This window comes from Mycolicibacterium vinylchloridicum (genome assembly GCF_013404075.1).
Classification (GTDB): Bacteria; Actinomycetota; Actinomycetes; order Mycobacteriales; family Mycobacteriaceae; genus Mycobacterium; species Mycobacterium vinylchloridicum.
Genome location: NZ_JACBJQ010000044.1, coordinates 1 through 26,168, shown reverse-complemented (window position 1 = coordinate 26,168; position 26,168 = coordinate 1). Strand labels below are relative to the sequence as shown.

The 26,168-nt window shown below is 67.4% G+C and carries 24 protein-coding genes and 1 rRNA gene; 13 read left to right on the top strand and 12 right to left on the bottom strand.

What is annotated here, in order from left to right:
• Positions 1 to 11 precede the first annotated feature (11 nt).
• Genes HPC46_RS26380 through clpS form a run of 4 tightly spaced genes read right to left on the bottom strand, consistent with a single transcriptional unit; the run spans position 12 to position 2,403 of the window.
• Positions 12 to 425 carry a M67 family metallopeptidase gene (locus HPC46_RS26380; RefSeq protein ID WP_179475147.1) on the bottom strand — a complete coding sequence of 138 codons (414 nt, stop codon included), beginning with the start codon at positions 423 to 425 and terminating at the stop codon, positions 12 to 14.
• Positions 426 to 450: 25 nt separating this feature from the next.
• Positions 451 to 1,485, bottom strand: a complete 1,035-nt coding sequence (locus HPC46_RS26375; RefSeq protein WP_179475166.1) for a P1 family peptidase — start codon at positions 1,483 to 1,485, stop codon at positions 451 to 453.
• A gap of 20 nt (positions 1,486 to 1,505) precedes the next feature.
• Entirely contained in the window at positions 1,506 to 2,093 is a 588-nt protein-coding gene (aosR, locus tag HPC46_RS26370) for an oxidative stress transcriptional regulator AosR (RefSeq protein ID WP_005149243.1), read from the bottom strand.
• A gap of 4 nt (positions 2,094 to 2,097) precedes the next feature.
• Positions 2,098 to 2,403, bottom strand: coding sequence for an ATP-dependent Clp protease adapter ClpS (gene clpS, locus HPC46_RS26365; RefSeq protein WP_179475146.1), 306 nt, complete (start codon positions 2,401 to 2,403; stop codon positions 2,098 to 2,100).
• A gap of 66 nt (positions 2,404 to 2,469) precedes the next feature.
• Between clpS and HPC46_RS26360 the strand changes: the two genes are divergently transcribed.
• The 4 genes from HPC46_RS26360 to HPC46_RS26345 all read left to right on the top strand — a co-directional run bounded on the left by HPC46_RS26360 (position 2,470) and on the right by HPC46_RS26345 (position 7,662).
• Positions 2,470 to 3,759 carry a nicotinate phosphoribosyltransferase gene (locus HPC46_RS26360; protein ID WP_179475145.1) on the top strand — a complete coding sequence of 430 codons (1,290 nt, stop codon included), beginning with the start codon at positions 2,470 to 2,472 and terminating at the stop codon, positions 3,757 to 3,759.
• 20 nt (positions 3,760 to 3,779) lie between these two features.
• Positions 3,780 to 5,777, top strand: a complete 1,998-nt coding sequence (locus tag HPC46_RS26355) for an ATP-dependent DNA helicase (protein WP_407665569.1) — start codon at positions 3,780 to 3,782, stop codon at positions 5,775 to 5,777.
• A gap of 80 nt (positions 5,778 to 5,857) precedes the next feature.
• Positions 5,858 to 7,300, top strand: coding sequence for a neutral zinc metallopeptidase (locus HPC46_RS26350; RefSeq protein ID WP_179475143.1), 1,443 nt, complete (start codon positions 5,858 to 5,860; stop codon positions 7,298 to 7,300).
• 29 nt (positions 7,301 to 7,329) lie between these two features.
• Positions 7,330 to 7,662 carry a DUF3887 domain-containing protein gene (locus HPC46_RS26345; protein WP_179475142.1) on the top strand — a complete coding sequence of 111 codons (333 nt, stop codon included), beginning with the start codon at positions 7,330 to 7,332 and terminating at the stop codon, positions 7,660 to 7,662.
• 58 nt (positions 7,663 to 7,720) lie between these two features.
• Here the strand turns inward: HPC46_RS26345 and HPC46_RS26340 are convergent, their stop codons facing one another.
• Positions 7,721 to 8,455 (bottom strand): MspA family porin, encoded by a 735-nt coding sequence (locus tag HPC46_RS26340; protein WP_179475141.1) that lies wholly within the window; start codon positions 8,453 to 8,455, stop codon positions 7,721 to 7,723.
• A gap of 119 nt (positions 8,456 to 8,574) precedes the next feature.
• Positions 8,575 to 11,175, bottom strand: coding sequence for an alpha-glucan family phosphorylase (glgP, locus tag HPC46_RS26335; RefSeq protein WP_179475140.1), 2,601 nt, complete (start codon positions 11,173 to 11,175; stop codon positions 8,575 to 8,577).
• 192 nt (positions 11,176 to 11,367) lie between these two features.
• Between glgP and HPC46_RS26330 the strand changes: the two genes are divergently transcribed.
• Both HPC46_RS26330 and glgB read left to right on the top strand, forming a co-directional pair.
• Positions 11,368 to 13,455, top strand: a complete 2,088-nt coding sequence (locus HPC46_RS26330; protein ID WP_179475139.1) for an alpha-1,4-glucan--maltose-1-phosphate maltosyltransferase — start codon at positions 11,368 to 11,370, stop codon at positions 13,453 to 13,455.
• Positions 13,456 to 13,480: 25 nt separating this feature from the next.
• The gene (glgB, locus tag HPC46_RS26325) at positions 13,481 to 15,676 is read left to right on the top strand and encodes a 1,4-alpha-glucan branching protein GlgB (RefSeq protein WP_179475138.1); all 2,196 of its coding nucleotides are present in this window, start codon (positions 13,481 to 13,483) and stop codon (positions 15,674 to 15,676) included.
• Positions 15,677 to 15,679: 3 nt separating this feature from the next.
• Here the strand turns inward: glgB and HPC46_RS26320 are convergent, their stop codons facing one another.
• The 3 genes from HPC46_RS26320 to HPC46_RS26310 form a co-directional block, all read right to left on the bottom strand.
• On the bottom strand, positions 15,680 to 16,576 hold the full coding sequence (locus HPC46_RS26320; RefSeq protein ID WP_179475137.1) for a tetratricopeptide repeat protein: 897 nt from the start codon (positions 16,574 to 16,576) through the stop codon (positions 15,680 to 15,682).
• Between the two features lie 13 nt (positions 16,577 to 16,589).
• Positions 16,590 to 16,964, bottom strand: coding sequence for a DUF3817 domain-containing protein (locus HPC46_RS26315; RefSeq protein ID WP_179475136.1), 375 nt, complete (start codon positions 16,962 to 16,964; stop codon positions 16,590 to 16,592).
• Positions 16,965 to 17,034: 70 nt separating this feature from the next.
• The gene (locus HPC46_RS26310; protein WP_179475135.1) at positions 17,035 to 18,216 is read right to left on the bottom strand and encodes an acetyl-CoA C-acetyltransferase; all 1,182 of its coding nucleotides are present in this window, start codon (positions 18,214 to 18,216) and stop codon (positions 17,035 to 17,037) included.
• Between the two features lie 91 nt (positions 18,217 to 18,307).
• Here HPC46_RS26310 and mce point away from each other — a divergent pair, with 91 nt between their 5' ends.
• Positions 18,308 to 18,778: a methylmalonyl-CoA epimerase gene (mce, locus tag HPC46_RS26305; RefSeq protein ID WP_179475134.1), complete on the top strand. Its 471-nt coding sequence runs from the start codon at positions 18,308 to 18,310 to the stop codon at positions 18,776 to 18,778.
• A 4-nt stretch (positions 18,779 to 18,782) separates the two neighbouring features.
• Here the strand turns inward: mce and HPC46_RS26300 are convergent, their stop codons facing one another.
• Both HPC46_RS26300 and nucS read right to left on the bottom strand, forming a co-directional pair.
• Positions 18,783 to 19,079 carry an Rv1322 family protein gene (locus tag HPC46_RS26300; RefSeq protein ID WP_179475133.1) on the bottom strand — a complete coding sequence of 99 codons (297 nt, stop codon included), beginning with the start codon at positions 19,077 to 19,079 and terminating at the stop codon, positions 18,783 to 18,785.
• A complete protein-coding gene (gene nucS / locus HPC46_RS26295; protein WP_179475132.1) occupies positions 19,079 to 19,753 on the bottom strand; it encodes an endonuclease NucS in 675 nt (224 codons plus the stop codon). Before nucS ends, HPC46_RS26300 begins: the two co-directional genes overlap by 1 nt.
• A 49-nt stretch (positions 19,754 to 19,802) precedes the next feature.
• Here nucS and HPC46_RS26290 point away from each other — a divergent pair, with 49 nt between their 5' ends.
• From HPC46_RS26290 to HPC46_RS26265, 6 genes are all read left to right on the top strand, one after another.
• Positions 19,803 to 21,407 carry an adenylate/guanylate cyclase domain-containing protein gene (locus HPC46_RS26290; protein ID WP_179475131.1) on the top strand — a complete coding sequence of 535 codons (1,605 nt, stop codon included), beginning with the start codon at positions 19,803 to 19,805 and terminating at the stop codon, positions 21,405 to 21,407.
• 69 nt (positions 21,408 to 21,476) lie between these two features.
• Entirely contained in the window at positions 21,477 to 22,439 is a 963-nt protein-coding gene (locus HPC46_RS26285; protein WP_179475130.1) for a GlxA family transcriptional regulator, read from the top strand.
• Positions 22,440 to 22,502: 63 nt separating this feature from the next.
• On the top strand, positions 22,503 to 23,177 hold the full coding sequence (locus tag HPC46_RS26280) for an HD domain-containing protein (RefSeq protein ID WP_179475129.1): 675 nt from the start codon (positions 22,503 to 22,505) through the stop codon (positions 23,175 to 23,177).
• Positions 23,178 to 23,242: 65 nt separating this feature from the next.
• Positions 23,243 to 24,733, top strand: a complete 1,491-nt coding sequence (locus tag HPC46_RS26275; RefSeq protein ID WP_179475128.1) for a DNA-3-methyladenine glycosylase 2 family protein — start codon at positions 23,243 to 23,245, stop codon at positions 24,731 to 24,733.
• Entirely contained in the window at positions 24,733 to 25,233 is a 501-nt protein-coding gene (locus HPC46_RS26270) for a methylated-DNA--[protein]-cysteine S-methyltransferase (RefSeq protein WP_179475127.1), read from the top strand. The genes HPC46_RS26275 and HPC46_RS26270 overlap by 1 nt, the downstream gene beginning before the upstream one ends.
• A 61-nt stretch (positions 25,234 to 25,294) precedes the next feature.
• Positions 25,295 to 25,969, top strand: a complete 675-nt coding sequence (locus tag HPC46_RS26265) for a GAP family protein (RefSeq protein ID WP_179475126.1) — start codon at positions 25,295 to 25,297, stop codon at positions 25,967 to 25,969.
• 80 nt (positions 25,970 to 26,049) lie between these two features.
• Here the strand turns inward: HPC46_RS26265 and rrf are convergent.
• Positions 26,050 to 26,163, bottom strand: a 5S ribosomal RNA gene (gene rrf / locus HPC46_RS26260).
• Positions 26,164 to 26,168: the final 5 nt, after the last annotated feature.

Below are 26,168 nucleotides of genomic sequence, written 5' to 3'. Positions count from 1 at the left end.
GACTCGCCTTTCTAGTACTGCTCGACGATCGTGACGGGTTCTTCGGTGACTAACCCGTCGACGATCCGGTAGCTGCGCAGTTCGTGGTCGACGGGATCGCGGGTGGAGACCAGGACGTAGTGCGCATCGGGCTCTTGTGCCAACGAGATGTCGGTGCGGCTGGGATACGGCTCGGTGGCGGTGTGTGAGTGGTAGACGACCACGGGTACCTCGCCGGCCGCCTCCATCGCCCGGTGCACCCGGAGTTGTTCCATGGAGTCGAACCGGTAGAACGTCGGCGACCGCTCGGCGTTCAGCATCGCGATGTGCCGCTCCGGACGGTCGGACCCCTCCGGCCCGGCCAGGACCCCACACGCCTCGTCGGGATGGTCGGCCCTGGCGTGGGCGACCATGGCGTCGACCAGGTCGGCACGGATGACCAACACGGCGGGGTTCCTCCTGCGATACGGCTCAGGGTTCAGATGCGTCGAACGCACCGGGCAACACGTCGCGGTAGGTCGGTATTCCGGCCGCCGACTCGGCGGCCAGCACAGCGACCAGCACCGCACGGGCCAAACAGTCTGCCGCAGCCGCGCCCAGCCTCGCGAGCGGCTTGGTCTCCGGCAGCATCTGTGTCGGGGTGCCCGCGTCCGGCTCCAGATCGACGGCACCGGTGGCCAACGCGAAGACGGTGTCCCCGTCCAGCGGGGTGTGGGCCGGGCGGATGGTGTGCGCCAGGCCGTCCTGTGCGGCCACCGCGAAGCGCCGGCACGCCGCCGGCGAGAGCGCAGCGTCGGTGGCGACGACCGCGATCGTGGTGTTCAGCGGACCGGACTCGGCGTCGAGAGCGCCGAGCTCGGCGACCTGTTCGGCGGGCGGGGTGACCAGCCCGAATTCCCTGACCAGATGACTCATCCAGGGCAGTCCGGTGGCCGGGTCGATCACATTGCCTGCGCTGTTGACGACGACGATCGCGCCGACGGTCACGCCGGAGTCGAGCCTCATCGACGCGGTGCCGACGCCGCCCTTGAGCACCGCGGCGCGCGCACCGATGCCCGCGCCGACGGTACCGACCGCCACGTCGACGCCGGCCGACTGTGCGGCGGCATAACCGAAGTCGGCGGTCGGCCGGCACGCCCAGCCGCCGACCGGGAGATCAAAAATCACCGCGGCCGGAACTATCGGGACCAGCCCGCCTTCCATTGCCACCCCGCGGCCCTGCTGCTCCAGCCAGGTCATCACCCCGTCAGCGGCAGCCAGTCCGTAGGCGCTGCCGCCGGTGAGCACGACCGCATCGACGTGCCGCACGCTGTTGGACGGATCCAGCAGGTCGGTTTCGCGGCCACCGGGCGCACCGCCCCGCACGTCGACGGCGCCGACGGTCCCCGGCGGCGCGACGATCACGGTGGTGCCGCAAGCCCAGCCCGAGCCCAGCGTCGCGTCGGCGTCGAGCCGGCCGTGGTGACCGACCAGGATGCCGCCGACGTCGGTGATCGAGCCGCTCATCGGATGGGCTTGCGCTGTGCTCATCTGATGGGCTTTCCCATCAGCCCCAGCACCAGATACTCCTGCAGCACAGTCAGCCATTGATACACGTCGAGATGCCCGGCCAGCGGATGGTCGGCTGGCAACCGATCGGGGCCCTCCGGGCCGATGTCGAGCATCGCGCCCAGCGCCAGCCGAACGTCGTTGATCGCGGAGATCCAGGCGTTTGCGTCGTCCTCGGTGATTTCGAACCGGCCCCCACCATCGGGCAGTGTGTCCAGAACACGTTGTGCCGCAGCCTTTTTGGCATCGATGATGTCTGGTTCATGCAGACTTCGCAGCGCGCCGTTGAGGCTTTCGGCGGCCGCCGACCCCGCCGGGTGATCGCGCTGCGGTTTGTAGAAGTCGGGCAGCAGCCGCCGCATCGTGGAGTCTTCGGGCGGCTGGGAGTTGCCGGCGCGGATACCGGTGATCTGCTCCAGCGGATCCGACGGCGTCGCGGCCTCCCGCTCGTCGAGCATGCCCTGCACCGAGGACACCATGTTTTTCAGCAGCGCCGCTTCGTGCGGGGCCAGTGCCGAACGGAAACGGGGGCCCTCAGCGGTGTCGACCCGCTTCCATTTGCGCACGCGCTCAGCGGTCCTGCTGCATGGTCGCCCACAATCCGGCGGCATGCAGTTTGGACACGTCTACTTCCATGGACTCGCGGCTACCCGCCGACACGACCGCCTTGCCTTCGTTGTGAACCTGCAGCATGAGCTTGGTCGCGTGCGGTTCGCTGTAGCCGAAGAGCTTCTGGAACACGTAGGTCACATAGTTCATCAGGTTGACGGGATCGTCCCAGACGATCGTCACCCAGGGGTTGTCCAGGGCATTGACGGTTTCCGTCTGTTGCTGTCTTGCCGCGTCCGGTCGGGTCGGAGCTGCTTGCGAGCCCATGCGGACAAGGATAGCGAGCCGGTTACGTGCCTTTCCAGCCCGTGGGGCGGCCGATACCGTTGCGCTGTGACCGCCGCCCTGCTGACGGACAAGTACGAGCTGACGATGCTGGCCGCCGCGCTGCGCGACGGTTCGGCCGGCCGCACGACCACATTCGAGGCGTTCGCCCGACGGCTGCCCGGCGGGCGCCGCTACGGCGTGGTGGCCGGGACCGGGCGGCTCCTGGAAGCCTTGAGCGAGTTCATCTTCGACGACGAGGCGCTGGCCCCCCTGGAGTCGTTCCTCGACACCGCGACCCTGGACTACCTTCGGGACTTCCGCTTCACCGGTGATATCGACGGCTACGCCGAGGGCGAGTTGTACTTCCCCGGTTCCCCGGTTCTGTCGGTCACCGGCACGTTCGCCGAGTGCGTGTTGCTGGAGACGCTGGCACTGTCGATCTTCAACCATGACACCGCGATCGCCTCGGCGGCCGCCCGGATGGTCAGCGCCGCCGCCGGCCGGACCCTGATCGAGATGGGGTCGCGGCGCACACATGAAATTGCCGCCGTGGCCTCGGCCCGGGCGGCCTACATCGCCGGCTTCACCGGGACATCGAACCTGGAAGCCAACCGTCGCTACGGCATCCCGGCGCTCGGGACCAGCGCTCACGCGTTCACGATGCTGTACACGGGTGCTGACGGCCCCAACGAGAAGGCGGCGTTCCGCGCGCAGGTCGAGGCGCTGGGTGTCGGGACGACCTTGCTGGTCGACACCTATGACGTCACGACCGGGGTGGCCAACGCGATCGCCGTCGCCGGAACCGAACTCGGCGCGGTGCGCATCGACTCCGGTGACCTGGGCGTGCTGGCTCGGCGGGTGCGCGCCCAGCTCGATGAGCTCGGGGCGAGCGGCACCAAGATCGTCGTCTCCGGTGATCTCGACGAGTTCTCGATCGCGTCGCTGCGCGCCGATCCCGTCAACAGCTATGGTGTCGGAACTTCAGTGGCCACCGGCTCCGGCGCTCCCACCGCCAGCATGGTCTACAAGCTCGTCGAAGTGGACGGCCTGCCGGTGGAAAAACGAAGCAGCCGTAAGGAATCCCACGGCGGACGGAAAGCCGCCCTGCGGCTGTCCCGGCCGACCGGCACGATCGTCGAGGAGGTCGTCTACCCGGTGTCCGCACCACCCGAGGTGACCGAACCCGCGCGCGCGCTGACCGTGCCGCTGGTCCGCGGCGGGCGGGTCGTCGCCGCACCCGACCTGGCGGCGGCGCGCGATCTGGTGGCCAGCGGGCTGCGCAGCCTGCCGTGGGAGGGTCTGGCGCTGTCGCAGGGCGAACCGGCGATCCCGACCCGCCAGGTGCCGGCGAGGTGAACGCGGACGATCTACCGCCGGTGAGGGAGTTGCTGGCGACGGCGGTGGCCGCGCTGGGCGGCAGCGAGCGGCCCGGACAGGTGCAGATGGCCGAAGCGGTGGCAGAGGCATTCGCCGGCAGGAAGCACCTGGCAGTGCAGGCCGGTACCGGAACCGGCAAGTCGCTCGCCTACCTCATCCCGGCGATCGCCCGGGCGGTCGCCGACGAGACGCCCGTCGTGGTGTCCACTGCGACAATCGCACTGCAACGTCAGCTCGTCGACCGCGACCTGCCCCGCCTGGTCGACGCACTGGCCGCCGCGCTGCCCCGGCGGCCCAGATTCGCGCTCCTCAAAGGACGGCGAAACTATCTGTGCCTGAACAAGATCCACAACGGCGGCGGGGAGGAGAACGCTGACGCCCCGCAGGAGGAACTGTTCGAACCGGTCGCCGCGACCGCACTGGGCCGCGACGTCGCCAGGTTGACGGCATGGGCGTCGTCCACCGAGACCGGCGATCGTGACGAACTTACGCCCGGTGTGCCCGACCGCTCCTGGTCGCAGGTCAGCGTCTCGGCCCGGGAATGCCTCGGCATGGCGCGCTGCCCGTACGGCACCGACTGCTTCTCCGAACGAGCCCGCGGTGAAGCGGGCCGCGCCGAAATCATCGTCACCAACCACGCACTGCTGGCCATCGACGCGATCGCCGACGCCGCCGTACTGCCCGAGCACGAGTACCTGGTGGTCGACGAGGCCCACGAACTGGTGGACCGGGTGACGTCGGTCGCCACCGGCGAGCTGACCCCCGCCCCGCTCGGGGTGGCCACCCGGCGGATCTCGCGGTTGGTCAGCCCACAGCTCGTCCAGCGGATGGAAGCGGCGGTGGCGACGTTCTCCTCGGCGATCCACGATGCGCAGCCCGGCCGGCTCGATTACCTCGACGACGAGCTGGCCACCTACGTGACGGCCCTGCGGGATGCGGCCACCGCCGCGCGCGGCGACATCGATCCCTCCCCCAAGGACCCGAAGGTCGCCGCGGCCCGCAGCGAGGCGATCGCGGCGCTGACCGAGATCGGCGATGCCGCCGCACGGGTGCTCGACTCGTTCGTACCGGCCATCCCCGACCGCACGGAGGTGGTGTGGCTGGACCACGAGGACGGATCGGCGGGCAGGAGCGGAGCGACCCGGGGATCGGGTGGCGGGAGTTTGCGTCCTGTGCTCAGAGTGGCGCCGCTGTCGGTGGCCGGACTACTGCGCACCCGGCTGTTCGAGAGCGCCACAACGGTTTTGACGTCGGCAACGCTGACGATCGGCGGCTCGTTCGATGCGATGGCAGGCGCGTGGGGACTCGGCGACGGCCCCGCGTGGACCGGCCTTGACGTCGGCTCCCCGTTCGAACACGCCAAATCGGGCATCCTCTACGTCGCCGCGCACCTGCCCCCGCCGGGCCGGGACAGCTCCGGCAATACCGAACAGCTCGATGAGATCGCCGGGCTGATCGAGGCAGCCGGCGGCCGTACCCTCGGGCTGTTCTCCTCGATGCGCGCCGCCAAGGCGGCAGCCGAGGCGCTGCGGACACGGATCGACACCCCGATCCTGTGTCAGGGCGACGACGGGACCGCGGCCCTGGTCGAGCGGTTTGCCGCCGATCCCGAGACGTCACTGTTCGGCACGCTGTCGCTATGGCAGGGCGTCGACGTGCCGGGCCCGTCGCTGTCGCTGGTTCTCATCGATCGCATCCCGTTCCCCCGCCCCGACGATCCCCTGCTGACCGCGCGCCAGCGGGCCGTCGCCGCCCGCGGCGGCAACGGGTTCATGAGTGTGGCCGCCGCGCACGCCGCGCTGCTGCTGGCCCAGGGAGCGGGCCGGCTGCTGCGCCGCTCCGACGACCGGGGCGTCGTCGCGGTGCTGGACTCGCGGATGGCCACCGCCCGGTATGGCGGTTATCTGCGTGCGTCACTGCCACCGTTCTGGGCGACCACCGACCCGGCCCGCGTCAGAGAAGCACTTCAGCGGTTACGCGGTGACGAACCGTCGTGAGTTGGGATCGGTAGTGCCGGGCGCGCGGCACTATTGTGGGGAGAATTTCGCGCACGCCGGTCTGACATAAAGGTGGCCTCATGCACCGACGACACCTTGCCCGCCTGCTGGCGATCGCGGGCACCGCTGTGGTGCTCGCCGGCTGCGGCACAACCATCTCGGGCAAGCCCGTCTCGGTGTTCGACGACCCGTTCAAGGTCGGCGGCCTGCAGGCGGTCGACGGGGCCAGCGGCCTGCGCTCCAATGCCGAGGAGCCGACCCGCAAGGTCTCCGGCACCGACGGCGGCAAGGACGACGAGCTCGCCGTCCAGTCGATCAGCGATCTGGAGGCGTTCTGGACGGACGCCTACCCGGGCACCTTCGACGGCCAGTTCAAACCGGTGAAGGACCTGGTCTCCTGGGATTCCGACGACTACGAGGGCGAATTCTGCGGCGACACGACCTCCGGCCTGATCAACGCCGGCTTCTGCGAGGACGACAACGCCATCGGCTGGGATCGCGGTGTCCTGCTGCCGGCGTTGCGAGAAGCCAACGGCGACATGGCGATCACGATGGTGTTGGCCCACGAATACGGCCATGCGATTCAAAAGATGGCCAAACTCAACAAGAAGGGCACTCCGACGCTGGTGGCCGAGCAGCAGGCCGATTGTTTCGCCGGCGTCTACCTGCGGTGGGTGGCCGAGGGCAATTCGAAACGGTTCACGCTGAGCACCGGCGACGGGCTGAACAACCTTCTGGCCGCGATGATCTCGTTCCGCGACCCGCTGCTGAGCCAGGACGACTATTTCAGCACCGGTGACGAGCACGGCTCAGCCTTTGAGCGGATCTCAGCCTTCCAGTTCGGGTTCACCGACGGACCGTCGTCGTGCGCGGCCATCGATGCCCAGGAGATCGGCCAGCGCCGCGGCGATCTGCCCATCGAGCTGCAGAGCGACCAGACCGGTGAGTGGCCGGTGACCGAGGAGTCGGTCCGGTCGATCACCGAGGCGATGAACATCCTGTTCAAACCCCAGACTCCGCCGACGCTGAGCTTCGATGCGGGCTCGGCCGCGAAGTGCCCCGACGCCCGGCCCAGCCCGCCGGTGTCGTACTGCCCGGCGACCAACACGATCGCCGTCGATCTGCCCGCGCTGGAGAAGATGGGCGCCTCGAACGAGGGTGAGGAGAACGTCCTTGTGACCGGGGACAACAGTGCCTACTCGGTGCTGGTGTCGCGCTACATGCTTGCGGTGCAACACGAACGCGGCGGACTGGTGCTCGACAATGCCGAGGCCGGTCTGCGCACCGCCTGCCTGACGGGCGTGGCCACCACCAAGCTGTCCAAGGAAGTCACCACCCCCGACGGCAACACCGTCGCGCTGACCGCGGGCGACATCGACGAGGCCGTATCGGGTCTGCTGACCAACGGCCTCGTCGCCAGCGATATCAACGGTGAGTCGGTGCCCGCCGGGTTCAACCGCATCGACGCGTTCCGCATCGGGGTGCTCGGCGATCAGGACCGCTGCATCAAGCGCTTCCCGTAGTCGGGGCGTCGCCGAGCTAGCCTTGAAATATGCCTGAGATCGCACTTCCTGACGCTGTAGAGCTGGCCAGAGCGGTCATCGACGATTACATCCATGCCCGTTGGGACGACGTCAGCGCTCGCTTCGACGCGACGATGCGCGACGGGCTTTCTGACCGAGAGCTTGCCGCGGGGTGGGCTTACATCTCAGAGCTGGCCGGGCCGTACGAGACCCACGGAGACACTGAGGCTGAGCGCGCCGGGGAATTCACCACCACCAATACGCCGCTCAGATTCGAGGCGGGCGAGTTCGTCGCACGCATCACTTTTCGCGACGATGGGACGATCGCCGGGCTGTACATTCTCAACCCCGAAACTCATTGATTCAGAACCGAGAGCGATATTTTTCGCGATTCGTCGCTCTGAGGTCTGGATCAACGCACTAGATCTTCTTCGTCACGCCGTACCAGGAGAGGATCGCATCGCCCTCGTCGGTGGACTTCGACAACGTTGCGTAGGAGCGGATGAACGACTCCCCCACGCAGCCGTCGATCTTGACGTGGAAGTTGCTGATCGAGACCCAGGGCCGGTCGCCCTTGTACTCCTTCTTGGTCACCGGGACGACATTGATGATGCCCGGCTTGAGACCGACGGTGATACCGCCGCCGATGTTCCCGCCGACGCCGGGCAGCAAGCCCTCGGCCGCGTTGTTGGGGAAATCCAACCCCAGGAAGCCGATGGACGGGCTGATGCCGGCGGTGCCGGTCAGCGAGACACCGTTGGACGTGCTCATGTCGATGCCGCAGCCGATCTGGTAGCCGACCTCGAAGACGCCCTTCGGTAAATCGCCGGGTCCGTCGAGCGCGCCGTTGAAGACGCCTCCCACGGTGTACTCGCGGGAGGAGAGCGCGGTGGTCAGTGGTGCATTCGGCATCTGGGTCTCGTCCTTGGCCGAGATCGTCAGGGTCCAGCCGTCGGGTGACTTGGTGGTGGCCGGCGGTGTGGACATCACCTTCCCGTCGTCGACCGGCGGAGCGGCCGGGTCGATGGCGGGGTCGGCCACGGCGACGGGCTGGCCCAGGTCGGGGCCGCCGGGATCGGGGTCGGCCGACGCGGGTACCGGCGTCGCCAACAAGGTCCCCACCAGCGCTATCAGCGCGGCACGACGTACAACCACTACCCCGAACGCCTTCCCGGAGACCGATGGTCCGCCCCGATGCGGGACCCCTCGACGCTCCTGTTGGGAACCTACAGGTGGCTCCCATGCACTGCTAACCGGTTCTCGAACTCCCAGCGTTACGCCAGCGCGACGAGCCCGAGCTCGTTGTCGCCGGCCAGCAGCGGGTGATGCGGCAGCACGCGCACCGTATAGCCGACGGATCCGGCCAGCGGCAGCGGGGTCGTCGTCCGGAAAACGTCGGTGCCGCCGTCGCCGGGACCCGTCAGTGTCATGGCGACGGTGATCGGGTCCTGCAGGGCGTCCGCGGCGTCGACGCGACCGAGTACCGCCTGCACCACCACCTCGTCAGGCCTGAGCCCGGCCAGCTGCACGGTGGCCGTCAACGTCAGCTCCGAGCCGAGCAACGGGGTGTCCGGTAGGCCGGTGCTGTCCACATCGGTGATCTGAATCTTGGGCCAGGCCTCCCGCGCTCGCAGCCGATAGGCCGACAACTCGCGGGCCGCGCCGAACGGTAGCCCGTCGACGGGCGCGCTGGTCCGGTTGAACGACTGCGCGGCAGGCGCGTAGTACTTCTCGGTGTAATCGCGGACCATCCGCGACGCCAGCACCTTGGGGCCCAGCGACTGCAACGTGTGCCGGACCATCTCGACCCACCGGTTCGGCACGCCGTTGTCGTCGCGGTCGTAAAACCGCGGCGTGACCGAATGCTCCAGCAGGTCGTAGAGCGCGGCGGCCTCCAGGTCATCGCGCCGCCCTTCGTCCGCCAGGCCGTCGGCTGTCGGTATCTCCCAACCGTTTTCGCCGTCGTACCACTCGTCCCACCAGCCGTCCCGGATGGACAAGTTGAGCCCGCCGTTCAACGCGCTCTTCATGCCCGACGTGCCGCACGCCTCCAGCGGACGCAGCGGATTGTTCAGCCACACATCGCATCCCCAGTACAACTGTCGCGCCATGGACATGTCGTAGTCGGGAAGGAAAGCGATGCGGTGACGCACTTCCGGCCGGTCGGCGAACTTCACGATCTGCTGGATGAGCGCCTTGCCTGCGTCGTCGGCGGGATGGGATTTGCCGGCCACGATCAGCTGAAGCGGCTTGTCCTCGTCGAGCAGCAGCGCCTCGAGACGAGCCGGATCACGCAGCATCAGTGTGAGGCGCTTGTAGGTCGGAACGCGGCGGGCGAAGCCGATGGTCAGCACATCCGGATCGAAAGCTGTTGCGATCCAACCAAGTTCGGCATCAGAGGCGCCCCGCTCGAGCCAGGACCTGCGTAGCCGCACCCGGACGTCCTCGACCAGCAGGGCGCGCAGCTGCGAACGGATCCACCAGATGTGCCCGGTGTCCACCTGTTGCAGCCGCTGCCAGACGTTGGGCTCACGCAACGCCTCGGTGGAGCCGGCCAGCTCGCGACCGAGCTGAAGCCATTGCGGGGCAGCCCACGTCGGGCCGTGCACGCCGTTGGTGATCGAGCCGATCGGAACCTCGGAAGGGTCGAAGCCAGGCCACAATTCGTCGAACATCGTCCGGCTGACCTGCCCGTGCAGCAGCGACACCCCGTTGGCGCGCTGGGCCAGCCGCAGGCCCATGTGCGCCATGTTGAACTTCGACGGATCGTCCTCGGCCCCGAACGCCAACACGCGCCCGACCGGAACACCGGGCAGCAGCCCGGTTTTGCCGTCGTCACCGAAGTAGCGCTGCACCATCTCATGCGGGAACCGGTCGATGCCGGCAGGCACCGGGGTGTGCGTGGTGAACACCGTCGCCGAGCGCACCAAGGTGAGCGCGGTGTCGAAATCGAGCTGCTGCTCGGAGATGTACTCGCGTATCCGCTCCACGCCCAGGAAACCCGCATGGCCCTCGTTCATGTGGAACACATCCGGTGCGGGCCGGCCCTCGATCGCGGTGAACGCGCGGATGGCCCGCACCCCGCCGATGCCCGCCAGCAGCTCCTGCTTGATGCGGTGTTCCTGATCGCCGCCGTACAGCCGGTCGGTGACATTGCGCAGGTCGTGCTCGTTTTCGGGGATGTCCGAGTCCAGCAGCAGCAGCGGTATCCGGCCGACCTGGGCCACCCACACCCGGGCCCGCAACACCTTGGCGTCCGGCATCGCCAGCTCCACCAGCGCCGGCGCCCCTGCGGCATCGGTCAGCAACCGCAGCGGAAGCCCCTGCGGGTCCAGTGAGGGGTAGTTCTCGTGCTGCCAGCCGTCGGCGGTCAGCGACTGCCGGAAGTAGCCGGACCGGTAGTAGAGGCCGACGGCGATCAGCGGCAGACCCAGATCCGACGCGGACTTGAGGTGGTCGCCGGCCAGAATGCCCAGCCCACCCGAGTAGTTGGGCAGCACCTCGGCGACACCGAACTCCATCGAGAAGTAGGCGATACCGGTCGGCATTACCGAGGAACCTTGCTCCTGATACCGCTGCTCCTCTTGAAACCACATAGGTCGGTTGAGGTAGTCGTCCAGATCGGCAGCAAGCTGGTCCAGAACGTTCAGGAACTGTTCATCGGTGGCCAACTCGTCGAGCCGGGCCGGGGTGACCGCACCGAGGAGCGCCACCGGATCCTGGCCCGTCTGCAGCCACAACTGCGGATCGATCGAAGCAAACAGATCCTGCGTCGGTTTATCCCACGACCATCGCAGATTGGTGGAGAGCCGACCGAGGGCTGCGAGCCGATCGGGCAAATGGGCGCGGACCGTGAACCTGCGGAGGGCCTTCACGTGATCCAACCTTACTGAGATTCGCCGGCGCCCACTGCCGAGCGTGGGCTTCTTCCCCCCGCAGTCATTCGGGCCACTACGGTGTGAATAGAGCGCGATGCGGTTACCCCGAGGGGCAAGGAGTCTCAGCGAAGACCGACCGAGCCGGCGCGGGGCAGACCACGCCGCACAAGTCAGGAATGGAGTGGTTGGGTGCCCGGTCGTATCGAGATCGATGACGTCGCACCCGTCGTGTCCTGCGGTACCTACCCGGCCAAAGCGGTCGTCGGCGAAGTGGTGCCGGTTTCCGGGTCGGTGTGGCGCGAGGGTCACGACGCGGTGGCGGCGACGTTGGTGGTGCGCTATCTCGGAACGTCCTATCCCCAATTGGGGCAGAGCCCCGCCCGCCGGGTCAAGGCGCTCGAGGGCGCCGAGCGGGCTGACGGGGCGCCGACCGCCAGCCGGGTCAAACCCCAGCTGTATGCGATGTCGTTGGGACGCACCCCGGATCTGTTTCACGGCCAGTTCGTGCCCGACCGGGTGGGTCTGTGGACCTTCCGGATCGACGGCTGGGGTGACCCCATCACCACGTGGCGCAATGCCGTCACCGCGAAATTGAACGCGGGCCAAGGCGAATCGGAACTCGACAACGACCTGCTGGTCGGCGCGCGCTTGCTGGCACGGGCGGCCACCGGCGTGCCCCGCGACCGCCGGACACCGCTGCTCGACGCCGCGGGCGCCCTGCGCGAACCCGGTGACCCGCTGACCCGCGCCGCGCTGGCGCTCTCCCACGAGGTCACCGAGCTGCTGGAGCAGTTCCCGCTGCGTGAGCTGGTCACCCGAGGCGCCACCTACGGGGTGTGGGTGGACCGGCCGTTGGCGCGCTGCGGCGCCTGGTACGAGCTGTTCCCCCGATCCACCGGGGGTCGCGACAACAGCGGCCGGCCGGTGCACGGCACCTTCGCCACCGCGGCCGCCGCGCTCCCCCGGGTCGCCTCGATGGGATTCAACGTCGTCTACCTGCCGCCCATCCATCCAATCGGCAAGGTGCACCGCAAGGGCCGCAACAACAGCGTGACAGCCGAGCCGGGTGACGTCGGGTCGCCGTGGGCGATCGGCAGCGACGAGGGCGGCCACGACGCGATCCACCCCGATCTGGGCACGATCGACGACTTCGACCGATTCGTGGCCGCCGCGCGTGAGAACGGTCTCGAAGTGGCCCTGGACCTGGCGTTGCAATGCGCGCCGGACCACCCGTGGGCGAAGCAGCACCGGCAATGGTTCACCGAGCTGCCCGACGGCACCATCGCTTACGCGGAGAACCCACCGAAGAAGTACCAGGACATCTATCCGCTGAACTTCGACAACGATCCCGGCGGGCTCTACGACGAGGTGCTGCGCGTGGTCCGGCACTGGATAGACCACGGCATCAAGATCTTTCGGGTCGACAACCCGCACACCAAGCCACCGAACTTCTGGGCCTGGCTGATCAGCCAGGTCAAATCGGCCGACCCCGACGTGCTGTTCCTGGCCGAAGCGTTCACCCGGCCGGCGCGCTTGAACGGCCTGGCGAAACTCGGCTTCACCCAGTCGTATTCGTACTTCACCTGGCGGACTGCCAAGTGGGAGATCGAGGAGTTCGGCCGCCAGATCGCCGAGCACGCCGACTACACCCGGCCCAACCTGTTCGTGAACACCCCCGACATCCTGCACGAGAGCCTGCAGCAGGGCGGTCCGGGCATGTTCGCGATCCGCGCCGTGCTGGCCTCGACCATGGGCACGTCGTGGGGGGTGTATTCGGGCTTCGAACTGTTCGAGCACGTTGCGGTGCGCGCGGGCAGCGAGGAATACCTGGACTCCGAGAAATACGAGCTGCGACCACGCGACTTCGAAGGCGCGCTGGCGGAGGGCCGATCCTTGGAGCCATTCCTCAAGCGTCTCAACGAGATCCGCCGTGTCCACCCCGCGTTGTGCCAGATGCGCACGATCAGATTCCACCACATCGACAACGACGCACTGCTGGCCTACAGCAAGTTCGATCCCGTCTCCGGCGACACCGTGCTGGTGGTGGTGACGCTCAATGCATTCGGTCCCGAAGAAGGCACCCTGTGGCTGGACATGGCCGCATTGGGTATGCACCCCTACGACAGGTTCTGGGTCCGCGACGAGATCACCGGCGAGGAATACCAGTGGGGACAGTCGAACTATGTGCGACTGGAACCGTCCCGGGCCGTCGCGCACATCTTGAACATGCCGTTGGTACCGCAGGAGCAGCGAGCAAGTCTGCTGCGGCGGGAATGACGCGAACTGAAAAGGAGCCTCGGCAATGACGAGAACTGACAAACTCGCCAGCCCACACCTGGCACCGGATCCCGGCGAGCTGGCCAGGCTGGTCGCCGGAGTGCACCACAGCCCGCACAGCATCCTGGGTGCCCACGAGTACGGCGACCACACCGTCATCCGTGCGCTCAAGCCGCATGCGGAGCAGGTGGTGGCCCTGGTCGGCGGCGAGCGCTATCCGTTGGCACACATCGACTCCGGCGTGTTCGCGGTGGCCCTGCCGTTCACCGACCTGGTCGACTACCGGTTCGAGATCACCTACCCGGGCGGACACACCATCACCGTCGCCGACGGCTACCGGTTCCTGCCGACGCTGGGCGAGATGGACCTGTATCTGTTCGGCGAGGGACGCCACGAGCGGCTCTGGGAGATTCTGGGCGCGCACCTGAGATCGTTCACCACCGCCGACGGAGTGGTCGAAGGCGTGTCGTTTGCGGTTTGGGCTCCGAACGCCAAGGGCATCAACCTGATCGGTGAGTTCAACCATTGGGACGGCAACGACGCGCCGATGCGGGTCCTCGGATCCAGCGGGGTGTGGGAGTTGTTCTGGCCCGGCTTCCCGACCGACGAGCTGTACAAGTTCCGCGTCCACGGAGTCGACGGATCGGTCACCGACCGCGCCGATCCGTTCGCCTTTGCGACAGAGGTTCCGCCGCACACCGCATCGCGCGTGTTCACCTCGGAGTACACCTGGGATGACGCCGGCTGGATGACGCAGCGGGCGGCGAAGAACCCGGTGTTCGAACCGATGAGCACCTACGAGGTTCACCTCGGTTCGTGGCGGCCCGGCCTGAGCTACCGTGACTTGGCCGAACAACTCACCGAATACGTTCTGGCCCAGGGGTTCACCCACGTCGAACTGCTACCGGTGGCCGAACACCCGTTCGGCGGATCCTGGGGTTACCAGGTGACGTCGTATTACGCGCCGACGTCCAGGTTCGGCACGCCTGATGAGTTCCGGCTGCTGGTGGACACTCTGCACCGGGCCGGGATCGGCGTGATCGTCGACTGGGTGCCCGCCCACTTCCCGAAGGACGCCTGGGCGCTGGGCCGTTTCGACGGCACACCGCTCTACGAGCACTCCGACCCGCGCCGCGGTGAGCAACTCGACTGGGGCACCTACGTTTTCGACTTCGGCCGTGCCGAAGTGCGTAATTTCCTGGTGGCCAATGCCCTGTACTGGTTGCAGGATTTCCATGTCGACGGCCTGCGCGTGGATGCGGTCGCATCCATGCTCTATCTCGATTACTCACGCCCGGAGGGCGGCTGGACGCCCAACATCTACGGCGGCCGCGAGAACCTCGAGGCGGTGCAGTTCCTGCAGGAGATGAACGCGACCGTCCACAAGATGGCACCGGGCATCGTCACGATTGCCGAGGAATCGACCTCCTGGCCCGGCGTGACCCGGCCGACCAACCTTGGCGGACTTGGCTTTTCCATGAAGTGGAACATGGGTTGGATGCATGACACCCTGGACTACATCAGCCGCGACCCGATCTATCGCACCTATCACCACGGCGAGCTGACGTTCTCATTGCTGTACGCGTTCAGCGAGAACTTCGTCTTGCCGATCAGTCACGACGAGGTGGTGCACGGCAAAGGCACGCTGTGGGGCCGTATGCCGGGCAACGACCATGTCAAGGCCGCCGGGCTGCGCAGCCTACTGGCCTATCAGTGGGCGCATCCCGGCAAGCAGCTGCTGTTCATGGGCCAGGAGTTCGGCCAGCGCGCCGAATGGTCGGAGGAACGCGGCGTCGACTGGTATCAGCTCGACGAGAACAGCTATTCGAACGGGATCATGCGATTCGTCGCCGATATCAACGAGCTGTACCGCAACCGCCCGGCGTTGTGGAGCCAGGACAGCAAGCCCGAGGGCTACTCCTGGATCGACGCCAACGACTCGGCCAACAACGTGCTGAGCTTCCTGCGCTACGGCAGCGACGGTTCGGTCATGGCGTGTGTGTTCAACTTCTCCGGATCCGAGCACACCCGTTACCGCCTGGGCCTGCCACACAGCGGAACCTGGCGCGAGGTACTCAACAGCGACGCGACCATCTACAACGGTGCCGGGGCCGGGAACTTCGGCGCCGTCGAGGCCACCGACGAGCCCTGGCACGGTCGGTCGGCATCGGCGACGCTGGTACTGCCGCCGACCTCCGCGATCTGGCTCGAACCCGCCTAGGCGTCAGTACAGCGCGTTGGCGAGGTTGCGCCGGCCGGTGATCACATCGGGATCGGCGGGGTCGAACAGCTCGAACAGCTCGATGAGCCGCGTGCGCACCTTGGTGCGGTCGTCATCGGATGTCTTGCGCACCAGGGCGATCAGCCGGTCGAAGGCGGGGATCACGTCCTGATTGAGGATCTGCACGTCGGCCGCGGCGAAGGCGGCGTCGATATCGTCGGGCGCTGCATCGGCCGCGGCGACGACGTCGGGACTGTGGGACGTGGCGCGCTCGAGGAAGGTCATCTGCCGCAGCGCGCCCTTGGCCTCGACATGCCCGGGGTCGGCGTCGAGAATCGCCTGATAGGCCGCCGCGGCGGCCGCGAAATCGCCGGCCTCGAGAAGGTCGCGAGCGTGCGCGAGCGCGGGATCGGCGGCTGGCTCGTCCCCGGAATCGGCTGACCCGGACAGCTTTCCGGCGGTCGCCGACAGCAGCGAGTCGACCCAGCGGCGCAGCTGCTCGGGCGGCTGCGGGCCTTGGAAACTGGCCAGCGGCTGACCGCCTGCCAGGGCCACCACCGTGGGCACCGCCTCGATGCCGAACATCTGGGCCACCCGCGGAACCACATCGACGTTGACTGTGGCCAACGACCACTTCCCGGCGTCGTCGGCGGCCAGGACGCCGAGGGCCTCGGCGAGCTGCACCGAGGCGTCACTGCGGGGCGACCAGAGCACCACGACAACGGGCACCTGGCCCGACCGGACCAGGACTTCGGCTTCGAAATTCGCCTCGGTGACCTCTATGCCACCGCTGGGGGCGGCACCACCGCCGGGCGGGGGCTGCTGGGCCCGCTGCTTGAGGCCGGACAGATCGACAGCACCGGCCATGGCGGGGCCGATGGAGGGGCGAGGACGTGTCACGTACCCAAGTCTGTCACGTCGTCGTCGCGGCAGAATCCCGCGGTTGAGGAGACGCCGCGGCAGGGCGCCCACCACCCAATTCGGCGGCCCGATCAGCCCATATGAGGAAGATCACACTTCCGAGCGGCACGATGCTGCCCAGCAACGCCAGCAACCACGTCACCACACCCCACTTGTAGGCGATCCCGGCCAAGAGAGCAGTGATCACAAACGCGATGAACACCAGTCCGTGCGCCATGCCGAAGACCTTGACGCCGATCTCGGTGCGCGGGCTGCCCAGGTACTTGAAGTACATCCCGACCAGCAGGCCAACCCAACTCACCGCTTCAGCCAGCGCCACCAACCGGAACCGCCCGGCCGTGCTGCGGATATCGAACGCGCTCGTCATGCCGCCATTGTGCCGCAGCGGCACGCCAGCTACTACGTCGCGTCGTTGACCGTGCTGGTTACCCGGCGAGTTACCCGGCGCGCAGGATCAGAGCGTCGCCCTGGCCGCCCGCGCCGCACAATGCGGCGACGGCATAGCCCGAGCCGCGCCGCGAGAGCTCCAGTGCAGCGTGCAGCGTGATGCGCGCGCCGGACATGCCGATCGGATGGCCCATGGCGATGGCGCCACCATTGCGGTTGACCCGGTCGGCGGCCACGCCGAGCTCACGGGTCGAAGCCAGCGCAACCGCGGAGAACGCTTCGTTGATCTCAATGACATCTAGGTCGTCGAGCCCAATCCCCTCGCGCGCGACCGCCTTCTTGATGGCGTTGGCCGGCTGGGACTGCAGCGTCGAATCCGGGCCGGCAACCACACCGTGGGCGCCGATCTCGCACAGCCACGTCAGGCCCAGTTCCTGCGCCTTGGCCTTGCTCATCACCACGACTGCGCAACCGCCGTCGGAAATCTGGGACGCCGACCCGGCGGTGATGGTGCCGTCCTTGCGGAACGCGGGCCGCAGCCCCGACAACGACTCGGCGGTGGTGTTGGCCCGGATGCCCTCATCCTCCAGAAACTCGATCGGGTCACCCTTGCGCTGTGGAATGCTCACCGGCACCACCTCATCGGCGAACACCCCGTCCTTCCAGGCGGCGGCGGCCTTCTGGTGCGAGAGGGCGGCGAATTCGTCCTGCTCTTGGCGGGTGAACTTGTCGACGTCGTTGCGCTGTTCGGTCAGCGCACCCATCGGCTGGTCGGTGAAGACGTCATGCAGGCCGTCGTAGGCCATCGAGTCGACCACCGTGACGTCGCCGTACTTGTAACCCTCACGGCTGTTGACCAGCAGGTGCGGCGCCCTGGTCATCGACTCCTGGCCACCGGCGACGACGACGTCGAACTCGCCGGCGCGGATGAGCTGGTCGGCAAGCGCGATCGAGTCGATCCCGGACAGACACATCTTGTTGATGCTCAGGGCGGGCACATCCCAGCCGATCCCGGCAGCAACGGCGGCCTGGCGGGCCGGCATCTGACCGGCACCGGCGGTGAGCACCTGGCCCATGATCACGTAGTCGACCAGAGACGCCTCGATCTTGGCCTTCTGAAGGGCACCCTTGATGGCGATCGCGCCCAGGTCGCTACCTGAGAAATCCTTGAGTGAACCCATCAGTTTGCCGATGGGAGTGCGAGCTCCAGCAACGATCACCGACGTCGTCATTCCTACCTCCAGAGCGTTTGGTGCCGCCTCGATGCGGCTATTCCCGGATCCCCGAGTGTTGTATCCGATGTGGTTAGGTTACCTTTGCGTTATGACTGCCGAGCAAGTTGATGCCCGTCCAGTTCTCGCTGGTTCACTCGTCACCGCTGTCGACCACGTCGGCATCGCGGTGCCGGATCTCGACGCGGCCATCCAGTGGTACCACGAGCACCTCGGCATGATCCTTGTGCACGAGGAGATCAACGAAGACCAGGGTATTCGCGAGGCGATGCTGTCGCTGAAGAACGCCGCGCCCGACTGCGCGCAGATCCAGCTGATGGCCCCGCTCGACGAGACGTCCACAATCGCCAAGTTCATCGACAAGCGCGGCCCGGGCATCCAGCAGATGGCCTACCGGGTCAGCGATCTGGACGCCATCTCGGAGCAGTTGCGCAGCCAGGGTGTCCGGCTGATCTACGAGGCACCGCGCCGTGGAACCGCGAACTCGCGGATCAACTTCATCCACCCCAAGGACGCCGGCGGCGTTCTGGTGGAGCTCGTCGAGCCCGCCGCTTCGCACTAGTCCGCTACGACCACTTTCGGGTGGGACCGCGCGTCGCGCGATTGGTCCAGCAAGTAGAGTGCCAGTGCCGCCGATCCTCGAGTCCCGCCTCGCCGTGGTCCACCGGCCACACCACCACATGCGCTGTGCCCGAGCGGATTTCGTGATCACATCCCGGGCACCGATAGTTCTTGACGGCACGTGCGCCCGGTATCGGCCGCACCTCGTAGTCGAATCCGTCGGCGCCCGTCTCCACTCGGCGCCGGCCGGGCAGCGGCCCTAGATCGCTCCCCTTCCGACGTTCCGGGCGGCGCCGCGGCATCAGAAGAGCCGGAACTCGTCGCTGTCCATACCGCGCATCACGTCATAATCCAGAGTGACGCAACGTATTCCGCGATCGGTCGCCAGTGTGCGCGCTTGCGGCTTGATCTGCTGGGCAGCGAAAACACCGCTGACCGGTGCTAGCAGGCTGTCCCGGTTGAGCAGTTCGAGGTAGCGCGTCAACTGCTCGACACCGTCAATCTCGCCGCGACGTTTGATCTCCACCGCCACCGTGCGGCCCGCATCATCGCGGCAGAGGATGTCCACCGGTCCGATCGCGGTCATGTACTCCCGGCGAACCAGCGTGTAGCCGTCACCCAGAAGTTCGATGTGCTCGGCCAACAACTCCTGCAGATGGGCCTCGACACCGTCCTTCACCAAGCCCGGATCGATCCCCAGCTCGTGGCTGGAGTCGTGTTCGATGGCTTCGAGGGTGATGCGCAGCTGCTCACCGGTCTTGTTCTCCACCACCCATACGGGCAAAGAACCGTCCTGCGCATCTTCGGTCAGCCAGCAGGGCGGGCTCATCCAGTTCAGCGGCTTGTAGGCCCGGTCGTCGGCGTGCACGCTGACCGAGCCGTCGGCCTTGATGAGCAGCAGCCGGCGAGCAGACGGCAGATGGGCGGTGAGGCGGCCGATGTAGTCGACGGTGCATTGAGCGATCACGAGGCGCACCGCACAAGCTTAGGGTCTGGCACCTGAGACGAATTAGGCTGACGCCACGATGAGTTCCCACCCCAGCATTGCGCAGCGGTTGGGCCGGGTTCTGGAGCGGGTCACTCGGCAGAGCGGCCGGTTGGTCGCCACCCCGGCCTACGGGTCATTGATCCTGGGACGGGTCAACGAAAGCCCGGGCCGCCGCCGGGTCCGGATCCAGACGCTGGTCACCGTGTCGCTACTGGGCGTGAACGTCATCGGAATCCTGGTGGCCGCACTGCTGGTGACGGTGGCATTCCCCGTGCCCAGCGTGTTCCACGACGTGCCCGCGTGGCTCACCTTTGCGGTGGCGCCCGCCTATGCCGCCTCCGCGCTGGCGTTCGGCAGCTGGTGGATCACCACCCGCACGGTCAATGACCTCCGCTGGGCCATCGAGGGACGCACCCCGACCCGGATCGACCAGCGCAACGTCTTCTTCACGCCGTGGCGAGTCGCCCTGGCTCAGCTGACACTGTGGGCGGTCGGCACCGCGGCGTTCACTATCCTCTACGGGCTGTACGACGCCGACTTCATCCCCCGGATCGCGCTCGGGGTGGGCTTCTGCGGCGTCCTGGTGTCCACCGGCGCCTACATGGTCACCGAGTTCGCCCTGCGCCCGGTGGCGGCCCAGGCGCTTGCGGCCGGGCCGCCGCCACATCGGCTTGCGCCCGGGATCATGGGCCGCACCATGACGGTGTGGATGCTGGTGTCGGGGGTTCCGATGATCGGAATCGGACTGACCGCACTGCTTTCATTGCTGCTGCAGAACCTCACCAGGACGCAGCTGGAAGTCGCGATCCTCATCATCTCGGTGGCAGCGCTGGTCGCCGGCTTCCTCTTGATGTGGATTCTGGCCTGGCTCATCGCAACTCCGGTGCGCGTGGTGCGCTCGGCCCTCAAACGCGTCGAGGACGGCGACCTGAGCGCCAATCTCGTGGTCTTCGACGGCACCGAACTCGGGGAATTGCAAAGGGGTTTCAACTCCATGGTGGCCGGGCTGCGCGAACGTGAGCGAGTCCGCGATCTGTTCGGCCGCCACGTCGGCCGCGAGGTCGCCGCTGCCGCGGAACTGCAACGGCCCACACTGGGCGGCGAAGAGCGCCATGTGGCAGTGCTTTTCGTCGATATCGTCGGGTCAACGCAACTGGTCAGCACCCTGCCGCCGATCGAGGTGGTGGAGTTGCTCAACCGGTTCTTCGCCGTGATCGTCGACGAGGTCAACCGCCACCACGGGTTGCTCAACAAGTTCGAAGGCGATGCGACGCTGGCGGTGTTCGGCGCCCCCGCCGCCCTCGACAATCCCGAAGACGACGCCCTGGCCGCGGCCCGCAAGATCGTGCAGCGACTGGCGCGGGAGGTACCCGAGTGCCCCGCCGGCATCGGGGTGGCGGCCGGGCAGGTGGTGGCCGGCAACGTGGGCGCCAACGAGCGATTCGAGTACACCGTGATCGGCGGTCCGGTCAACGAGGCCGCACGGCTGTCGGAGCTGGCCAAGACCGCGGACAGCCGGGTCGTCGCCTCGGCCACGACGGTCGAGAACGCCAGCGAGCAGGAGCGCGCCCACTGGGTGCTGGGTGAAACCGTGACGCTGCGCGGTCACGACCAGCCGATCCGGCTCGCGGTTCCGGCATGAGGCAATAACCCGGCGATACCTGGCCAGAATCCGGCGACAACGCCCAATCTGGACACCTATCCTGGCTCCGTGCACACGGTGGCCGTTCTCGCCCTGCCCGACGTGGTCGCCTTCGACCTGGCCACGGCGGTGGAGGTGTTCAGCCGAGTGCCCTTGCCGGATGGCACCAACGGCTACCGGGTGCTGGTCTGCGCCGCCACGCCGATAGTGCCGGCAGGACCGCTGTCGATCGGCACCGAGCACGGCCTCGACGCATTGGCCGGTGCCGACACCGTCGTCGTTCCCGGCCGCAACGAAGCCGCCTCTGAGGTTCCCGAGGACGTACTGGCCGCGCTGCGCGGTGCCTGCGAGCGCGGCGCCCGCATCGCCTCGATCTGCTCCGGTGCGTTCACGCTGGCGGAGGCGGGGTTGCTCGACGGGCGGCGGGCCACGACGCACTGGGTGGCCGCCGGTCTGTTCCGCGCCCGCTACCCGGCGGTCGAACTCGATCCCGACGTCCTCTACGTCGACGACGGGCAGATCCTCACATCCGCCGGGGCGTCGGCGGGTCTGGATCTGTGCCTGCACATGGTGCAACTCGACCACGGCTCCGCGGTCGCCGCGACCGCGGCCCGGCTTGCGGTCGCGCCGCTGCACCGCAGCGGCGGGCAAGCCCAATTCATCGTTCGAAATCAATTGCCCGCCAAGACCATTGCCGCTCACACCACATTGGATGCCGTGCTGGCCTGGATCGAACAGAACGCGAGCTCCGAGCTCACCCTCGCCGATATCGCCGACGTCGGCGCGATGAGCATCCGCACCCTCAACCGCCGTTTCCAGGCGGAGACTTCGCAGACGCCCATGCAGTGGGTGACCGGAGTGCGGGTTCGCCATGCGCAGCAGATGCTCGAGAGCACGTCCGAGGGGGTGGAAAGGATCGGCCGTCTGGTCGGGTTCAGCTCGCCGGCCAACTTCCGCGATCAGTTCCGCCGCCTCACCGGGGTGGCGCCACAGACCTACCGCAGCACCTTCCGCGACCGGCTGGTGTCCTGATCCGAGGGGTACGCGGCCTTCAGGCCACTGGTATGACGGGTCCAGGCTCGGCACCGTGGTGTCATGACCGTCAACGATTCGGCCCGCTGGGGCCTACCGGACTCCGATATCTGTTCAGCCGCGTGGGAGCTCGTGACCGACGTATCTGAAGTCTTCATCACCAACCACTGCATCCGGAGCTATCTGTTCGGACGCGAACTCGCGGCCGCCGACGGTGTGCGCGCCGGCCTGGACTACGACGACGAACTGGTCTTCCTCAGCTGCATCCTGCACGACCTTGGCGTCACCGCCTTCGGCGGTGGTGACCAGCGCTTCGAGGTCGACGGGGCCGATGCCGCGGCCGCCTTCCTGCGTGACCACGGTGTCGCCGACGACTCCGTGCACACCGTGTGGCAGGCGATCGCACTGCACACCAGCGTCGGCCTGGCACACCGATTCGGGCCGGTCCAATCGGTCTCGCACCTCGGAATCGCGTTGGATATCAACGGGTTCGACAAGCACCGGCTGTCTCCCGACTTCGCCGAACGGGTGCACGCCGCGTGGCCTCGCCACGATCTGGGGTACGCGATCGCCTCCGCGATCGCCGAGGACACCCGGGCCAACCCGATGAAGGCCCCGCCGTTCTCGTTTCCGGCCCACCTGCATCAGGTGATCAACGGCGGCCCGTCGTTCACGTTCTTGGATCTGGTGGGCAACTCGGGATGGGGCGATCGGCCAGTGCGGGCCGCGGCCGGATAGCGCGCACTGACCACGATGTCGGTTTTCCGCTAGTACTGTCGGTGCCTGCGTGTAAAAGTCGAAGCATGCATGACGATTTCGACCACTGCTACCGGGCGGTGCAGTCCCGGGACGCCCGGTTCGACGGTTGGTTCGTCACGGCGGTCAAGACCACCGGTATCTATTGCCGGCCCAGCTGCCCGGTGCGCTTACCGCTGGCCCGCAACGTGTGTTTCTACCCCAGCTCGGCGGCCGCCCAGCGGGCGGGATTCCGGGCCTGCAAGCGATGCCGTCCCGACGCGTCGCCGGGCTCGCCCGAATGGAATGTGCGCGGTGACGCCGTTGCCCGGGCGATGCGGCTGATCGCCGACGGCGCGGTGGACCGTGAAGGGGTCACCGGATTGGCAGCGCGGGTGGGCTACACCACCCGTCAGCTGGAGCGCATGCTGCAGGCCGAAGTGGGTGCCGGCCCGCTTGCGCTGGCTCGCGCCCAGCGGGTGCAGACGGCGCGCGTGCTGATCGAGACCACCGACATGCCGTTCAGCGACATCGCGTTCGCGGCCGGCTTCGCCAGCATCCGGCAGTTCAACGACACCATTCGCGCGGCCTGCGACATGACGCCGACAGAGCTGCGGCACAAGACAATCCACCGGGATCGGCACGGGAGTGCACCGGGCGGGCAGGCGCTGTCGCTGCGGTTGCCGGTGCGGACGCCGTTCGCCTACGAGGGAGTGTTCGGACATCTGGCCGCCGGCGCGGTACCCGGTTGCGAAGAGGTGCGCGACGGCACCTTCCGCCGCACCCTGCGCCTGCCGTCGGGGTATGGGGTGGTCAGCCTGACACCGCAGCCTGACCACGTCCGATGCACGCTGGTGCTCGAGCAGGTACGCGATCTGTCGACGGCAATCGCCCGGTGCCGGCGGTTGCTGGACCTCGACGCCGACCCCGAGGCTGTCATCGACGTGCTGGGGGGCGACGCCGACCTGCGGGCGGTTATCGCCAAGGCGCCCGGGCAGCGCATCCCGCGCACGGTCGACGAGGAGGAGCTGACGGTGCGAGCCGTGCTCGGTCAGCAGGTGTCGACCAAGGCGGCACGCACTCACGCGGCCCGACTGGTCAGCGCTTATGGCAGCGCGGTGAACGACCCGCACGGCGGCCTGACGCACACGTTCCCCAGCATCGCGCAGCTGACCGATATCGATCCGGCCCATCTGGCGATGCCTGCTGCCCGCAGGCGGTCGCTGACCACGCTGATCACCGCGTTGGCCACCGGCGAGCTGGCCGTGAACCCGGGCTGCGACTGGGAGCAAGCGCGCCGGCAGCTACTGGCACTGCCCGGGATCGGGCCGTGGACGGCCGAGATCGTGGCGATGCGGGGGCTCGGCGATCCCGACGCCTTTCCCGCCGGCGATCTGGGTGTGCGGCTGGCGGCCGAACGGCTGGGCCTGCCGGCCGACGTGCGGGCGTTGACTTCGCACAGTGCCCGCTGGCGACCCTGGCGGTCGTATGCGGTACAGCATCTCTGGACGACTCTCGACCATTCCGTCAACCAGTGGCCACCGAAGGAGACGAAGTGATGACCACACTGCAGTACCGAACCATCGACAGCCCGGTCGGGCCACTGACGCTGGCCGGCATCGGTTCGACGTTGATGCATCTGCGGATGGTGGACCAAACCCACGAGCCGGACCGATCCGATTGGCAGCCGGCCCGGGACGAGGTGTTCGCCGAGGCCGTCGAGCAATTGGCCGCCTATTTCGCCGGCGACCTCACTGAATTCGACCTCGATCTTGACCTCGGTGGAACCGAATTCCAGCGGAAGGTATGGGCGGCACTTCGCACCATCCCGTATGGCGAGACGCGGTCGTACGGAGAAATCGCCATGCAGATCGGATCACCGAGCGCCTCGCGGGCGGTGGGGATGGCCAACGGACGCAATCCGATCGGCATCATCGTGCCGTGCCACCGTGTCATCGGTTCGACCGGTGGATTGACCGGATATGGCGGCGGGCTGGACCGCAAGAAGCAGCTGCTGGCCTTGGAGCGGCTCCGGGAATCGGCCACGCTGTTCGACTGAGTGTCGATCGATCCGGCCCCGGGCCATCCTGGCGCACGGACGCGATGCAAAATTGACGGTGATGTGGCATGGATGGCTACCGTTACTCGGAGAACTGACGGCCCTGGCCGCCGTGGTGGCACTGTCTCCGTTCACCGTCATTCCTGCCGTTGCACTGGTGGTCCATAGCGAGCGGCCGCGGCCGGTGGGCCTGGCCTTCATCGCCGGATGGCTGGTGGGCAAAGCCGCGATCACGGTGGCATTCCTGCAGGTGCCCCAGCTCGTGCAGAGGCTCGACGCACCGGCACCGTCGTGGACCAGCTGGCTGCGCATCGGCCTCGGGGTGTTGGCCCTGGTCGGTGGCGTGATCTATTGGCGCCGATCGCAATCGAGCACGATTACTCCCCGCTGGGTCGGCCGCATCAAACGGATCACGCCGCTGAGCGCCGCTATGACCGGGGTTGCCCTGACGGTGATCAACGTCAAGGTGGTCGCGGCGTGCGCTGCCGCCGGCTACATCATCGGCTCGTCCCCGCTGAGCGGAGCCGGAGTCGCGGGAGCGGTCACGTATTTCACGCTCGTCGGCGGCTCGACCGCGGCGGTGCCGATTATCGGCTATGCAGTGTGGACACATCGGATCGACCGATTCCTCGACGCATTCCGTGATTGGATGCAGCGACGACAGCGCGTCCTCACCCTGATTGTTTTCGGCATTCTCGGCGGTGCGCTTGTTTATTCAGGCGCCAGCTCACTTTAGAGAGCCATTCTATAAACCATTCTGAAACAGAAATGCCTGGGCCCCCCAATCGAAATTGGGGGGCCCAGGACTTAAATTGTGTTCGGCGGTGTCCTACTTTTCCACCCGTGTTGGGTAGTATCATCGGCGCTGGCAGGCTTAGCTTCCGGGTTCGGGATGGGACCGGGCGTTTCCCTGCCGCTATGGCCGCCGTAACTTT

Bases quoted from the DNA above. Each gene is read 5' to 3' on its own strand.
- HPC46_RS26375 (WP_179475166.1), bottom strand. From the start codon at position 1,485: ATGAGCGGCTCGATCACCGACGTCGGCGGCATCCTGGTCGGTCACCAC.
- clpS (WP_179475146.1), bottom strand. From the start codon at position 2,403: ATGGGCTCGCAAGCAGCTCCGACCCGACCGGACGCGGCAAGACAGCAA.
- HPC46_RS26350 (WP_179475143.1), top strand. From the start codon at position 5,858: ATGCACCGACGACACCTTGCCCGCCTGCTGGCGATCGCGGGCACCGCT.
- HPC46_RS26345 (WP_179475142.1), top strand. From the start codon at position 7,330: ATGCCTGAGATCGCACTTCCTGACGCTGTAGAGCTGGCCAGAGCGGTC.
- glgB (WP_179475138.1), top strand. From the start codon at position 13,481: ATGACGAGAACTGACAAACTCGCCAGCCCACACCTGGCACCGGATCCC.
- HPC46_RS26315 (WP_179475136.1), bottom strand. From the start codon at position 16,964: ATGACGAGCGCGTTCGATATCCGCAGCACGGCCGGGCGGTTCCGGTTG.
- HPC46_RS26310 (WP_179475135.1), bottom strand. From the start codon at position 18,216: ATGACGACGTCGGTGATCGTTGCTGGAGCTCGCACTCCCATCGGCAAA.
- mce (WP_179475134.1), top strand. From the start codon at position 18,308: ATGACTGCCGAGCAAGTTGATGCCCGTCCAGTTCTCGCTGGTTCACTC.
- HPC46_RS26300 (WP_179475133.1), bottom strand. From the start codon at position 19,079: ATGCCGCGGCGCCGCCCGGAACGTCGGAAGGGGAGCGATCTAGGGCCG.
- HPC46_RS26290 (WP_179475131.1), top strand. From the start codon at position 19,803: ATGAGTTCCCACCCCAGCATTGCGCAGCGGTTGGGCCGGGTTCTGGAG.
- HPC46_RS26280 (WP_179475129.1), top strand. From the start codon at position 22,503: ATGACCGTCAACGATTCGGCCCGCTGGGGCCTACCGGACTCCGATATC.
- HPC46_RS26275 (WP_179475128.1), top strand. From the start codon at position 23,243: ATGCATGACGATTTCGACCACTGCTACCGGGCGGTGCAGTCCCGGGAC.
- HPC46_RS26270 (WP_179475127.1), top strand. From the start codon at position 24,733: ATGACCACACTGCAGTACCGAACCATCGACAGCCCGGTCGGGCCACTG.
- HPC46_RS26265 (WP_179475126.1), top strand. From the start codon at position 25,295: ATGTGGCATGGATGGCTACCGTTACTCGGAGAACTGACGGCCCTGGCC.